Below are 13158 nucleotides of genomic sequence, written 5' to 3'. Positions count from 1 at the left end.
CCGTCCGGCATCCGGCGGGTCGCCGCGCGTCGCCGCGGCGGGCACCCTGTCCTTCCGGACGAGCCTAGTCTTGCACCCCCTGCGGCGCGGTGACGAAGTCGATGATCTCCTCGACGCGTCCCAGCAGCTCCGGCTCCAGGTCGGCGTAGGAGCGCACCGAGGCGAGGATGCGCCGCCAGGCCTCGCCGGGCTCCTCCGAGCTGCCCAGCGCCCGGAGCACCCCCTCCTTCCACGGCACGCCCCTGGGGACCTCCGGCCAGGCGGCGAACCCCAGCACCGAGGGCTTGACGGCCTGCCAGATGTCGACGAACGGGTGCCCGGTGACCAGCACGTGCGGCGAGCGCACCCGCTCGGCGATGCGGCTCTCCTTGGATCCCGGCACCAGGTGGTCGACCAGCACGCCCAGCCGCCGCTCCGGCCCCGGGCCGAACTCCGCGACGATGTCGGGCAGGTGGTCCACGCCCTCCAGGTACTCCACCACCACGCCCTCGACCCGCAGGTCGTGGCCCCAGATCCTCTCGACCAGTTCGGCGTCGTGCACGCCCTCCACGTAGATCCGGCTCTCCCGGGCCACCTTGGAGCGCGCGCCGCGCACCGCCACCGAACCCGAGGCGCTGCGCAGCGGCCCCGCGGGCGCCGCCGCGGGCCGCACCGCCGTGACGGGGGTACCGTCGACCAGGAACGCCGCCGGCTCCAGGTCGAACACCCGGTGCCGGCCGTTGCGGTCCTCCAGCGTGACGGTGCGCTTGTCCCAGCCCACCACCGCGCCGCAGAACCCCTCGTCGGCGGACTCCAGCACCAGGCCGTGCTCCAGGGGGACCTCGCGCACGGCGCCCTTGCGGGGCCGGCGCCAGTCACCGGCCAGGACGTCGCGGCCGTACCTCTTGCCCGAGTCGGTATGCACGGCGGGGATTGTAGCGGCGCGGTGCGTTCCCACCCGGGTCCGCGCCGCGGCCGCGCGGCACGCGGCGGGGCCGCGCGCCGGTCCCCGGCCTGGTCAGGACCCCGTGTGCGGGGAAAGAGGGGCTGCGCTGGCCCGGCTCCCGCGCCCGGGCGCGTCGCGCGGTGCGCCCGGGCGCCCGCCCTCGCGGTGCCCGTTCCGCGCCGACCTTGCGCAACGGCATAGAATTAGCACTTAGGACCATGGAGTGCCAGGAGGTGAGCGCGTGCTTGACGACCGCAAGCTCGCGGTGCTTCGTGCCATCGTCGAGGACTACGTGGCGACCAAGGAGCCCGTGGGCTCCAAGGCCCTCGCCGACCGCCATACCCTTGGCGTCTCTCCCGCGACCATCCGCAACGACATGGTGGCGCTGGAGGAGGAGGGCTACATCACCCAGCCGCACACCAGCGCCGGGCGGGTGCCCACCGACAAGGGCTACCGCCTCTTCGTCGACCGGCTGTCCACCGTCAAGCCGCTGTCGAGCGCCGAGCGCCGCGCCATCGAGACCTTCCTCGGCGGCGCCGTCGACCTCGACGAGATCGTGGCCCGCACGGTGCGGCTGCTGGCGCAGCTCACCCGGCAGGTCGCCGTGGTCCAGTACCCCTCCCTCACCCGTTCCGCCGTGCAGCACGTCGAACTCGTGCCGCTGGCGGCCCAGCGTGTGATGATGGTGCTGATCACCGACACCGGCCGGGTGGAGCAGCGGGTGATCGACGGCCTCGACCGCGTCGGCGGCGACGCGGTCGAGACCCTGCGCCAGATGCTCAACCGGGCGCTGGTCGGCAAGTGGCTCACCGACGTCCCCGTGGCCGTCGAGGACCTCCCCGCCCAGCTCCCGCCCGACGACCGCCCGCTGGCGGCGGCCGTGCTGTCGGTGCTGCTGGAGAGCCTGGTCGAACGCCACGACGAGAAGATCGTCCTCGGGGGCACGGCCAACCTCGCCGCGATGGACTTCTCGGCCAGCCTGCGCGACGTGCTGGAGGCCCTGGAAGAAAACGTCGTCCTGCTCCGTTTGCTGGGGGAGATGGGCGACGCCCCCATGCTGACGGTGCGCATCGGCGCTGAGAACTCGCACGAGGGCTTCAAGTCCACATCGATCGTGTCGGCGGGCTACGGCATCGGCGACCAGCCGCTCGCCAAGCTCGGTGTGGTGGGTCCGACCCGGATGGATTACCCAGGAACGATGGGAGCGGTACGCGCTGTGGCTCGGTACCTCGGACAGATACTTGCGGGGCGGTAAGTGGCGAGAGACTACTACGCGATCCTTGGCGTGCGGCGCGACGCCTCCAAGGACGAGATCAAGAAGGCGTACCGGCGGCTCGCCCGCGAACTGCACCCCGACGTCAACCCGGACCCCGCCACCCAGGAGCGCTTCAAGGAAGTGACCCAGGCCTACGAGGTCCTCTCCGACGAGAACAAGCGCCGCATGTTCGACATGGGCGCCGACCCGTTCGCCCCCGGCGGCGGCGGTGCGGGCGGCCCGGGCGGCTTCGGCGCGGCGGGCTTCCCCTTCGACGACCTGATGAGCGCGTTCTTCGGCGGCCAGGCCGGCGGCGGGCGGGGCGCGCGCGACCGCGTGCGGCGCGGGCGCAGCATCAAGGTCCGCATCGAACTCGACCTCGCCGAGACCGCGTTCGGCGTGACCAAGGACGTCACCTTCCCCACGGCGGTGCTGTGCACCACCTGCCAGGGCGAGGGCACGGCCAAGGGCACCCACCGCAAGATTTGCGACATGTGCCAGGGCCGCGGCGAGGTCTCCCAGGTCACCCGGTCGTTCCTCGGCCAGGTCATGACCACCCGGCCCTGTCCGCAGTGCTCGGGCCAGGGCACCGTCATCACCGACCCCTGCCCCGACTGCGCCGGCGAGGGCCGCGTGCGCGAGAAGGTCACCCGCAAGGTGCAGATCCCGGCGGGGGTCGAGGACGGCACCCAGATCCAGCTGGCCGGCGAGGGCGAGGTCGGACCCAACGGCGGCCCGCGCGGCGACATCTTCCTGGAGATCGTGCAGCGCCCGCACCCGATCTTCGAGCGGCGCGGCGACGACCTGCACTGCACCATCACCGTGCCGATGACCGCCGCCGCGCTGGGGGCGTCGTTCACCTTCGAGACCCTTGACGGCACCGAGGAGATCGACCTCCGCCCCGGCACCAACTCCGGGCACGTCATCACGCTGCCGGGCCGGGGCACCCGCCACCTCGACCACCACGGGCGCGGCGACCTCATGATCCAGGTCGACGTCGAGACCCCCGCCAAGCTCGACGAGGAGCAGGAGAACCTGCTGCGCAAGTTCGCCGAGCTGCGCGGCGAGGACCAGCCCCCGGGCAAGTTCAGCCCCGGCCGCGGCGGCCTGTTCTCGCGGCTGCGCGACACCTTCACCCGCTGACGGCCCCCGGCCACCGGCCCGCCCGCACCGCGGGCGGGCCGTTTATTGGTTCCCGCGCCGAGCCCCCCGGGCCGGCGCCCGTTGAGAAGGGCGCGCACGTGACCCCACCGGTGTTCCTCGCCGAGGCGGGCGACCTCGCCGCCGACACCGTCGTGCTGTCGGGGCCCGAGGGCCGGCACGCGGCGGCGGTGCGGCGGCTGGAGCCCGGCGAGACCGTCCACCTGGTCGACGGCGCCGGCACGCGCGCCCGCTGCCGGGTGACCGAGGTCGGCCGGGACACGGTCGTGTGCGCGGTCGAGGAGCGCGGCACCGACCCCCTGCCGCGCCCGGAGCTGACCGTGGTGCAGGCGCTGCCCAAGGGCGACCGCGGCGAGCTGGCCGTGGAGGTCATGACCGAGGCCGGGGTGGACCGCGTGGTGCCGTGGGCCGCCGAGCGGTGCGTGACCCGCTGGAAGCCCGAGCGGGCGGCCAAGGCGCTGGCCAAGTGGCGCTCGGCGGCGCGCGAGGCCGCCAAGCAGGCGCGGCGCAGCCGGATCCCCGAGGTCACCGGCCTCGCGCGCACCGCCGACGTGGCCGCGCTGGCGCGGGGGGCGGACCTGGCGATCGTGCTGCACGAGTCCGCACAGGAGCGGCTGGCCGTGCTGCCCCTGCCCGCCGCCGTGGCGGCGAGCGAGCCCTCCGGCGGGATCGTGGTCGTGGTGGGCCCCGAGGGCGGGTTCAGCGACGCCGAACTCGCCGCCCTGGCCGACGCCGGCGCCGTGCGGGCGCTGCTGGGCCCCACCGTGCTGCGGACCTCGACAGCGGGCGTGGCGGCGCTGGCGGTACTGCAGGCGCGCTGCGGGCGCTGGTAGGGCCCGCTCCGAACGCCAACGCGGGACGGCCACCGCAGGACCCGAGGCGCCGGGCAGAGCGGAGGGGCCGCCGGCCGGGCGGGACCCAGAGGTCAGTGGGTCTCCAGGACCGGGTCGGTGCCGGCCTCGCCCGAGGAGCTGGGCGGCGTGGTGGAGGGCTGCTCGCCGTCCCCGCCGGCGTCGCCGCCGCCGGGCGGCGCGGGCGGGGTGGTGGAGTCGTCGGGCGAGCCGGGGTCGCCGCCGGGACCGCCGGGCTCGGGCGCGGGGTCGGCGGGCTCGTCGCACTCGGCGGGGGCCGGCGCCGCGGAGTCCGGCTCCTCCGGCGAGCCGCTGGGGGTGACCGGCGGTGCGGTGGAGGAACCGTCGGGCGGGCACGCCTGGGCGGGGCCGTAGGGCGTGGCGGGGTCCGCGGACGCCTCGGGCGCCAGGGCGTCGGTGGACGGCTCGGAGCCCTCGCTGGGGGGATCGCCCGCGGAGGGGCGGTCGGTGGGCTCGGACTCCACCAGGTCGTCGTCGCCGGGGTCGCCGCCGGGGCGCTCGGCGCCGCCACCGCCCTCCCCGGCCGGGGAGGTCAGCGACTGCGGCAGGATCTGGTCGCGGACCTGCGGCGTGCCCAGCAGCACCGAGCCGGCGATCAGCGCGGCGGCGCCCACCGCCAGCGACGGCCGCAGCCACGACGGCGTGAACAGCGCCCAGAACCGGGAGTTGCGCTGGGTGCGGGCCCGGATGGCGGTCAGCGCCTCGGGGGAGGGGGCGACGGAGTCGGCCTCGGCGCGCAGGATCGCGCGGAGACGGTCCTCGAAGGCGTCGTCTGGTCGTTCGGTCATGTCGTCTGCTCCAGAACAGAGCGGAGCGCGGCGATGCCCCGTGCCGTGTGGCTCTTGACGGCACCGCGGCTGATCCCCATGGCGTCGGCGATCTGCGCCTCGGACAGGTCACCGTAGTACCGCAGGACGATCGCCTCCCGCTGCCGGGTGGGCAGCGCCCGCAGTGCCTCGATGACCGCCGCGCGCTCCAGTTCGCCCAATGCTCCGTGTTCGGCGCTGGGAGCGTCGGGCAGTGCCTTCGGCGCGTGCTTTTCTACCACGGCGCGGTGCCGCAGAACCGAACGGGCCCGGTTGACCACGGATTGGCGCAGGTAGGACAGGGCCTTGTTGGGGTCGCGCAGGCGCCGCCAGGCGCCGTGCATCGCGACGAAGGCGTCCTGCACGACCTCTTCGGCGGTGGCGAAGTCGCGAACGAGGAGGGTGGCCAGCCGGACCAGCGGGCGGTACTGCTCGCTGTAGAGCTGGGTGACGGCCTTGTCGGCGTCCCATTCGGCGGTCATCGACGCCGCCGTGGCCCCCGCGACCATAGTCTCAGTCACGTCCGTAGGACGCGCGCCCTTGTCGCCGGGTTTACGAAAGGGCATACCTGTACTTCTCGTTCCGCCTCGTTGGTGCTGCGATCGGACGCTGAGCGCGAAACCGACCCCGCCGGAGCGAAGGCACGGCCGCACAAGCCCCGCGGCCACGGGCAGCGGGGTTGCCGACAGTACAGGACGGCGCGGGGGTAGTTACGCGAAGCAACAGAATAGCCCGCGCGGCCGGGCCCGGGACGCCCCCCGCGGGTGAGGGCGGGCGGACCCCGCGGAGGGCAAGACCTCACCCGCCGACCGCTTGCGGCCGGGCGCCCGAAGGGGGCCGCCCGCCGGGCCGCCCGGTCCTCCACAGGCGGGCGGCGCGCGCGGCGCACCACCCGCCACTCGGGCATCATGGGGAGTCGGCGGCGGGCGGCCCGCCGCCCCGCACCAGCGCCACCGGCCAGGGAGGACGACCCACAGGTGAGCACCTACGACCCCGACTGCCTGTTCTGCAAGATCGCCGCGGGCGAGGCCCCCGCCGACATCGTCCGCCAGGGCGAGCGCGTCGTGGCCTTCCGCGACATCAACCCGCAGGCGCCCACGCACGTGCTGCTCGTCCCGCGCGACCACTACCCCGACGCCGCGGGCGCCGCCCGGGCCGGCACCGGCCTGCTCGACGAGATCGCGCGCGAGGCGCACGCCATCGCCGAATCCGAGGGCATCGCCGAGACCGGCTACCGCCTGGTCTTCAACACCGGTTCGGGCGCCGGCCAGACCGTGTTCCACCTGCACGGCCACCTGCTGGGCGGCCGCGGCCTGGAGTGGCCCCCCGGATAAACCCCTGGGGTCGGCATCTGCGCCGTTGGTAGACTTTGGGCAGACGACACCGTTCGCTGCAGTCCACTGTCGCCACGGTGCTCCCATCCCCCGGCGCGGACCGCCGCACCAGCGATCCACACCCGTGACCCGGACATTCGAGAGGTAGGGGCGAGACGGCCGCAAGGCCACATCATGGTCGAGTCAACACAGCAGAGCACCCAGGTGAAGATCGTCGTGCCTGAGGAGCACATGATGGTCCACCTGCTGGGCTCGGGCGACGAACTGCTCCGCACGGTGGAGCGCGCGTTCGACAGCGACATCCACGTCCGCGGCAACGAGATCACGATCAGCGGCAGTCCCGAGGAGACCGCGCTGGTCGTGCGGCTGATCGAGGAACTGGTGGAGCTGGTGAAGAACGGCGCCACCGTCACCCCCGACGTCATCGACCGCACCCTGGGGATGCTCCGCTCTCCGGGCGACGGCGCCGAACGGCCCGCCGACGTGCTGACGATGAACATCCTCTCGGCGCGCGGGCGCACGATCCGGCCCAAGACCCTCAACCAGAAGCGCTACGTCGACGCCATCGACAAGCACACCATCGTCTTCGGCATCGGCCCGGCCGGCACCGGCAAGACCTACCTGGCCATGGCCAAGGCGGTCAAGGCGCTGCAGAACAAGCAGGTCAACCGGATCATCCTGACCCGTCCGGCGGTCGAGGCCGGCGAGCGGCTGGGCTTCCTGCCCGGCACCCTCTACGAGAAGATCGACCCCTACCTGCGGCCGCTCTACGACGCGCTGCACGACATGCTCGCGCCCGACTCCATCCCCAAGCTGATGGCGGCGGGCACGATCGAGGTCGCGCCGCTGGCCTACATGCGGGGCCGCACGCTCAACGACTCCTTCATCATCCTGGACGAGGCGCAGAACACCTCGCCCGAGCAGATGAAGATGTTCCTGACGCGGCTGGGGTTCAACTCCAAGATCGTGGTCACGGGCGACGTCACGCAGGTCGACCTGCCCAGCGGGTCCTCCAGCGGCCTGCGCACCATCGAGCAGATCCTCGACGGCATCGACGACATCGGCTTCTGCCGTCTGAACAGCAACGACGTGGTGCGGCACAAGCTGGTCAGCGCCATCGTCGACGCCTATGGTCGGTATGACAACCGGCAGAACGGTTCGCACAGCGTGCGCGGGCGGGCGGGCTCGGCCCGCGCGAACGGCGCCTCCGGCTCCGCCGGATGACCGTCCGCTAGCGTTCCGCGGGCGGCGCGCCCCGGCCGGCGCGCCGCCCGTCGCGGCGCCCGCCACCCGGGGCGGCCGCCGCGGCTTCCGACACCCATACGACATGAAGGCGCGCTGACCCATGAGCATTGACGTCGCGAACGAGTCCGGCGTCCCGGTGGACGAGGAGCGGCTGTCGCGGCTGGCCCGCTTCGTCCTCGACGCCATGCGGGTCCACCCGCTGGCGGAGCTGTCCGTCGTCCTGGTGGACGAGGAGCCGATGGCCGAACTGCACGTCCGCTGGATGGACGAACCCGGCCCCACCGACGTCCTCTCTTTCCCCATGGACGAGCTGCGGCCCGGCGGCCAGGACCGCCCCTCCGAGCCCGGCGTCCTGGGCGACGTGATCATCTGCCCCCAGGTCGCCGCGCGCCAGGCCGAGAAGGCCGGGCACAGCGCGCAGGAGGAGATCGACCTGCTGTGCACGCACGGCATCCTGCACCTGCTCGGCTACGACCACGCCGAACCCGACGAGCACAAGGAGATGTTCGGGCTCCAGGGCGAACTGCTGGCGGGCTGGCGGGCCGCCGAGACCGACGACCGCGCTGAGACGCGGGAGAACACCCCCAGATGACCCCGGGCACGGCGGTCCCGCTCGTCCCCGCCGCGTCGCCGGGGCCGCATCCGCTCGCGGCGGCCTTCGACCAGGCCGCCCTGGCGCCGCTCTACGTCTTTCCGGCCGCCGCCGTGTTCGCGCTCGCGGCGGCGTTCTTCGTCAGCGCCGAGGTCGCCGTCGCCCGGGCCGCCGGCATGACCGGCGACCTCGCCGACGACGACCGCCCCGGCACCCGGCGGCTGCGCGCGGTGCTGGCCGAGCCCGCCGGGCACCTGAACATGGTGCTGCTGCTGCGCGTCTTCTGCGAGGTCGTGGCGGCGGTGGCGCTGACCGTCGGGTTCGCCGGGTGGCTGGGCGCGGGCTGGCCCGCGGTGGTGAGCGCGGTGCTGGTGATGTCGGTGGTGGACTTCGTGCTCGTGGGGGTCACCCCGCGCATCCTGGGCCGGCAGTTCGCGCCCGCGCTGGCCGGCGCCAGCGTCACCGTCCTGGCGCCCGTGGCGCCGCTGCTGCGGCCCCTCACCCACACGCTGGTCCGGCTGGGCCGGGCGCTGACCCCGCGCACCATCGGCGACCGCGAGGGGCCGTTCACCAGCGAGAGCGAGCTGCGCCGGCTGGTGGACCTCGCCGAGCGCGGGCACGTGATCGACGCCGACGAGCGGCAGATGATCCACTCGGTGTTCAAGCTGGACGACACCTCCGTGCGCGAGGTGATGGTGCCGCGCACCGACATCGTGTTCGTGGAGCGCGACGCCTCGCTGGACGACGGGCTGACCCTGGCGCTGCGCAGCGGGTTCTCCCGGATACCGGTGCTGGGCGCCGACGAGGACGACGTGGTGGGCGTGGTCTACCTCAAGGACCTGGTGGCCCGCATCCGCCGCGACTGGGCGCGCGAGGAGGACGGCGGCGCGGCGCGGGGCGCGGCGGCCGGCGGCGACCCCGCGGCGACCGTCGAGACGGTCATGCGCGCGCCCACCTTCGTGCCCGACTCCAAGCCGATCGACGAGCTGCTGCGCGACATGCAGCAGCGGCGCATCCACGTGGCCGTGGTCATCGACGAGTACGGCGGCACCGCCGGACTGGTCACCATCGAGGACATCGTGGAGGAGATCGTCGGCGAGATCACCGACGAGTACGACGACGAGATCCCGCCGATCGAGCGGCTGGGCGAGGGCCGGGCGCGTGTCACGGCGCGGCTGCCGCTGGGTGAGCTGGCCGAGCTGTTCGGCGCCGAGCTGGACGTGCCCGAGGTCGAGACGGTCGGGGGCCTGCTCGCCTACGCGCTGGGCCGGGTGCCCATCACCGGTTCCCAGGCCGTCTACGCTGGGTTGCGGCTGACCGCCGAGGACACGGTGGGCCGCCGCAACCAGACGGCCACGGTGCTCGTGGAGGCCGTCGCCCCCCAGCCGGACGAGGGGCGGTGACCCCGCCCGGCCGCGTGTCCCACCCGCCCGACGAGGAGAGTGCACAGCAGTGAGTGAGTTGGCCGCGGTCGACCTCGGCCCCGAGGACGACAAGCTGATAACACTGGCCCGCGCCACGCGCGCCCGCACCGGTGCCGCCGAGGGCGCCGCGGTGCGCGACGAGACCGGCCGCACCTACACGGCGGCCACCGTGGACCTGCCGTCGCTGCGGCTGTCGGCGCTGCAGGCCGCCGTCGCGGCGGCCGTCTCCAGCGGCGCCGAATCCCTGGAGGCCGCGGCGGTGGTGACCCCCTCCACCACCCCGGCGGAGGCCGACACCGCCGCGGCCGCCGACATGAAGACCCCGCTGGTGGTGTTCGCCGACGTCGACGGCACCCCGGTCCGCGCCGTGCGGTCCTGACCCCGGCGCGGAGCAACGCTCGATCCCCGGCGCGGTGGAGCACCGCGCAGGGAGCGGATGAGACTGGAGAGATGGACGACCTCGACCTTGAGAAGCTGCGCGCGCCGCTGCCCATGCCCTCCTACCCGGAGGGCTTCCGCAGCGGGTTCGCCTGCTTCGTCGGCCGCCCCAACGTGGGCAAGTCGACCCTGATGAACGCGCTGGTGGGCCAGAAGGTGGCCATCACCAGCGACCGCCCGCAGACCACGCGGCGCACCGTGCGCGGCATCGTGCACCGCGAGGACGCCCAGCTCATCATCGTGGACACCCCCGGGCTGCACAAGCCGCGCACGCTGCTGGGCGAGCGCCTGGACAGCCTGGTGCGCTCCACGCTGGTCGAGGTCGACGTGATCGCCTTCTGCCTGCCCGCCGACGAGCCCATCGGCCGGGGGGACACCTACATCGCCCGCGAGCTGGCCGCCCAGCGCGACACCCCGGTGGTCGCGCTGGTCACCAAGACCGACCGCACCGACCGCGCGGGTGTCACCAGGCAGCTCATGGCGGTGGAGCAGCTGGGGGAGTGGGCCGACATCGTGCCGGTGTCGGCGCAGAGCGGCTTCCAGGTCGACACCGTGGCCGACGTGCTGTGCGGCCACCTGCCGGAGGGGCCGCCGCTGTACCCCGACGGCGACCTCACCGACGAGCCCGACGAGATGCTGGTGGCCGAGCTGATCCGCGAGGCGTCCCTGGAGGGCGTGCGCGACGAGCTGCCGCACTCCATCGCCGTGGTGGTCGACGAGATGGCGCCGCGCGAGAACTCCCGCCCCGGGCGCGAGCTGATCGACATCTACGCCTCGCTGTATGTGGAGCGCTCCAGCCAGAAGGCCATCGTGATCGGCGCCAAGGGCGCCCGCCTGCGGGAGGTCGGCTCGGCGGCCCGCCGGCAGATCGAGGCGCTGCTGGGCACCCGCGTCTACCTCGACCTGCGGGTGAAGGTGGCCAAGGACTGGCAGCGCGACCCCAAGCAGTTGCGCCGGCTGGGGTTCGACCAGCAGACGTGAGGGGGCCGCGCCGCGGACGCGGCGCGGCCCGCGCCCGGCGCTACTCGCGGTGGTCGAGGTCGGCGGCCAGTTCGGCTGCGGCGCGCTGGACGATGGGGGCGGCCCTGGTGACGAACTCCCAGCTGACACGGGCCTCCGGGCCCGAGATCGAGACCGCCATCATGGCGGGTCCGCCCCGGACCGGGACCGCCAGGCAGCGGACGCCGACCTCCTGCTCGCCGTCGTCGATGGCGTAGCCGCGCTCGCGGATGCGGGTGATCTCGGCGGCGAAGGCGTCGGGGGTGGTGATGGTGCGGTCCGTCGCCGCGGGCATGCCCGCGCGGTGCAGCACCGCCATGGCCTCCCGGTCGGGGAGCTGGGCGAGCAGTGCCTTGCCCACCCCCGCCGAGTGCGCGGGGACCCGCCGGCCGACCTCGGTGAACATCCGCATGGCGTGCTGGGAGGGGACCTGGGCGACGTAGACCACCTTGTCGCCGTCGAGCATGGCCAGGTTGGCGGTCTCGCCGAGTTCCTCGACCAGGTGGGTCAGGTGCGGGCGCGCCCAGGTGCCCAGCATCCGCGAGGCGCTGTCGCCCAGCCCGATGAGCCGGGGGCCGAGCGCGTAGCGCCGTGAGGGGAGCTGGCGCACGTAGCCCTTGCCCACCAGGGTGCGGATGATGCGGTGGATGGTCGGCAGGGGCAGCCCGGAGGACTCCGCGAGCTGGCTGAGGGAGATCTCGCCGCCCGCGTCGGCCATGATCTCCAGCAGGGCGAAGGCGCGGTCGAGCGACTGCACGCCCCCGCCGCGCGCCTTGGCCGGGGTGTCGGCGGCGTCGGCCGCCGCCGATGGCGTTGCCACGTCCGGTGCTCCCTTCCCAGTGCCGCCGCTCGGCGCCGGGGGTTCCGGCGGGAGCGCCTGCGGGTGCTGTTTCGGATTGTAGAAGCCGAGCTCCGCCATACAGAAGCCGGATAAAGGCGGCCGTCCTCCCATTGGGGTGGTTGACAAGCCCCCAGGGCTGGCACAGACTCATGCCATTCCTTCAAGTGAAAAGCAAATTCCGCGAAGTGGAAATGAGCCTTCCGTAGCGGAGTTCGCCCCCGCGGCCGCCCTTTCGGCGCCGCGCTCCTCTCCCGCCACCCAGCCGCAGACGACGCTTCGCGCCCGAGGAGGCGAGCCGTGAGCCGCACCGTGCCGACCCTGCCCTACACCGTGAACTGCTCCCTGGTGTTCACCGAGCTTCCGCTGCTCCAGCGCCCGGCCGCCGCCCGGGCCGCCGGGTTCGAGGCGGTGGAGTTCTGGTGGCCCTTCGAGCGGGCGGTCCCCGCCGACTCCGAGGTCGACGCCTTCGTCGCCGCCGTCACCGACGCCGGGGTCCGCCTCACCGGCCTCAACCTCTTCGCCGGGCGGCTGCCCGGCCCCGACCGGGGCGTGCTGTCCCATCCCGACCGCGTCCAGGAGGTGCGCGACAACCTGGAGGTGGTCGCCGCGATCGCCGAGCGCACCGGCACCACCATGTTCAACGCCCTCTACGGCCTGCGCCTGGCGGGCGTGGACCCCGCCGAGCAGGACGAGACCGCCCTGCTGAACACCGTCACCGCCGCCAAGGCGCTCGGCCGGGTCGGCGGCACCGTGCTCATCGAACCCCTCAGCGGCGCCGAGGACTACCCGCTGCTCACCGCCGCCGACGGCGCGGCGTTCGTCGACCGCGCCCGCGCCGCGGGCGCGCCCAACGTGGCGCTGCTGGCCGACCTCTACCACCTGGCCGTCAACGGCGACGACGTCGCGGCCGTGGTGCGCGACCGCGCCGCCGAACTCGGCCACATCCAGATCGCCGACGCCCCCGGGCGCGGCGAACCCGGCACCGGAGACCTGCCGCTCCTGGACCTGCTCGCCACCGCCCAGGCCGGCGGCTACACCGGCCACGTCGGCCTGGAGTACCAGCCCAGCGGGGCCAGCGCCGACAGCTTCGGCTGGCTCGGGCGCTGAGCCCCCCGCCCCGCCCTCCCGAACCGATCCCCGAACCGCTCCGCGCCCCCGGCGGACGCGGACCCGCCCGGCACCCGGCGCGGCCGCCGGACGCCCTGCGGCGCACCCGCGCCGCCCTTCAGCCACCTCGCACCGCCCTCCGGCGCCGCGGCGGCCGGC

General features: G+C 74.1%; 14 protein-coding genes. 10 read left to right on the top strand and 4 right to left on the bottom strand.

Annotated elements, in window-relative coordinates; genetic code table 11:
• Positions 1–64: 64 nt before the first annotated feature.
• Positions 65–904, bottom strand: coding sequence for a DUF3097 family protein (locus HNR12_RS08370; RefSeq protein WP_179766947.1), 840 nt, complete (start codon positions 902–904; stop codon positions 65–67).
• A gap of 262 nt (positions 905–1166) precedes the next feature.
• Between HNR12_RS08370 and hrcA the strand changes: the two genes are divergently transcribed.
• From hrcA to HNR12_RS08355, 3 genes are all read left to right on the top strand, one after another.
• Positions 1167–2180 carry a heat-inducible transcriptional repressor HrcA gene (gene hrcA, locus HNR12_RS08365; protein ID WP_179766946.1) on the top strand — a complete coding sequence of 338 codons (1014 nt, stop codon included), beginning with the start codon at positions 1167–1169 and terminating at the stop codon, positions 2178–2180.
• Positions 2181–3323, top strand: coding sequence for a molecular chaperone DnaJ (gene dnaJ, locus HNR12_RS08360; protein ID WP_179766945.1), 1143 nt, complete (start codon positions 2181–2183; stop codon positions 3321–3323).
• A gap of 98 nt (positions 3324–3421) precedes the next feature.
• Complete coding sequence (locus HNR12_RS08355) at positions 3422–4174, top strand: 16S rRNA (uracil(1498)-N(3))-methyltransferase (RefSeq protein WP_179766944.1); 753 nt, start codon at positions 3422–3424, stop codon at positions 4172–4174.
• Between the two features lie 92 nt (positions 4175–4266).
• Here HNR12_RS08355 and HNR12_RS08350 read toward each other — a convergent pair whose 3' ends face one another.
• Positions 4267–5001 carry a hypothetical protein gene (locus HNR12_RS08350; protein ID WP_179766943.1) on the bottom strand — a complete coding sequence of 245 codons (735 nt, stop codon included), beginning with the start codon at positions 4999–5001 and terminating at the stop codon, positions 4267–4269.
• Positions 4998–5528, bottom strand: coding sequence for a SigE family RNA polymerase sigma factor (locus HNR12_RS08345; protein WP_179770492.1), 531 nt, complete (start codon positions 5526–5528; stop codon positions 4998–5000). The genes HNR12_RS08350 and HNR12_RS08345 overlap by 4 nt, the downstream gene beginning before the upstream one ends.
• 468 nt (positions 5529–5996) lie before the next feature.
• Here HNR12_RS08345 and HNR12_RS08340 point away from each other — a divergent pair, with 468 nt between their 5' ends.
• The 6 genes from HNR12_RS08340 to era all read left to right on the top strand — a co-directional run bounded on the left by HNR12_RS08340 (position 5997) and on the right by era (position 11033).
• Positions 5997–6353 carry a histidine triad nucleotide-binding protein gene (locus tag HNR12_RS08340; RefSeq protein WP_308118563.1) on the top strand — a complete coding sequence of 119 codons (357 nt, stop codon included), beginning with the start codon at positions 5997–5999 and terminating at the stop codon, positions 6351–6353.
• A 174-nt stretch (positions 6354–6527) separates the two neighbouring features.
• Positions 6528–7577, top strand: coding sequence for a PhoH family protein (locus tag HNR12_RS08335; RefSeq protein ID WP_179766941.1), 1050 nt, complete (start codon positions 6528–6530; stop codon positions 7575–7577).
• A 121-nt stretch (positions 7578–7698) separates the two neighbouring features.
• Positions 7699–8190 (top strand): rRNA maturation RNase YbeY, encoded by a 492-nt coding sequence (gene ybeY, locus HNR12_RS08330; protein WP_179766940.1) that lies wholly within the window; start codon positions 7699–7701, stop codon positions 8188–8190.
• A complete protein-coding gene (locus tag HNR12_RS08325) occupies positions 8187–9593 on the top strand; it encodes a hemolysin family protein (protein ID WP_179766939.1) in 1407 nt (468 codons plus the stop codon). Before ybeY ends, HNR12_RS08325 begins: the two co-directional genes overlap by 4 nt.
• A 49-nt stretch (positions 9594–9642) precedes the next feature.
• Positions 9643–9993, top strand: a complete 351-nt coding sequence (locus HNR12_RS08320; protein ID WP_179766938.1) for a cytidine deaminase — start codon at positions 9643–9645, stop codon at positions 9991–9993.
• Between the two features lie 71 nt (positions 9994–10064).
• Positions 10065–11033 carry a GTPase Era gene (gene era / locus HNR12_RS08315; RefSeq protein WP_179766937.1) on the top strand — a complete coding sequence of 323 codons (969 nt, stop codon included), beginning with the start codon at positions 10065–10067 and terminating at the stop codon, positions 11031–11033.
• A 40-nt stretch (positions 11034–11073) separates the two neighbouring features.
• Here the strand turns inward: era and HNR12_RS08310 are convergent, their stop codons facing one another.
• Entirely contained in the window at positions 11074–11808 is a 735-nt protein-coding gene (locus HNR12_RS08310) for an IclR family transcriptional regulator (protein WP_372451068.1), read from the bottom strand.
• 381 nt (positions 11809–12189) lie between these two features.
• Between HNR12_RS08310 and HNR12_RS08305 the strand changes: the two genes are divergently transcribed.
• A complete protein-coding gene (locus HNR12_RS08305; RefSeq protein ID WP_308251232.1) occupies positions 12190–12999 on the top strand; it encodes a hydroxypyruvate isomerase family protein in 810 nt (269 codons plus the stop codon).
• The last annotated feature ends 159 nt before the right edge of the window (positions 13000–13158 follow it).

Origin of the sequence: Streptomonospora nanhaiensis (genome assembly GCF_013410565.1) — a bacterium.
In the GTDB taxonomy this organism is placed as follows: Bacteria; Actinomycetota; Actinomycetes; order Streptosporangiales; family Streptosporangiaceae; genus Streptomonospora; species Streptomonospora nanhaiensis.
Note: the sequence above shows the minus strand (reverse complement) of the source record. Positions and strands in the feature narration are given on the sequence as shown.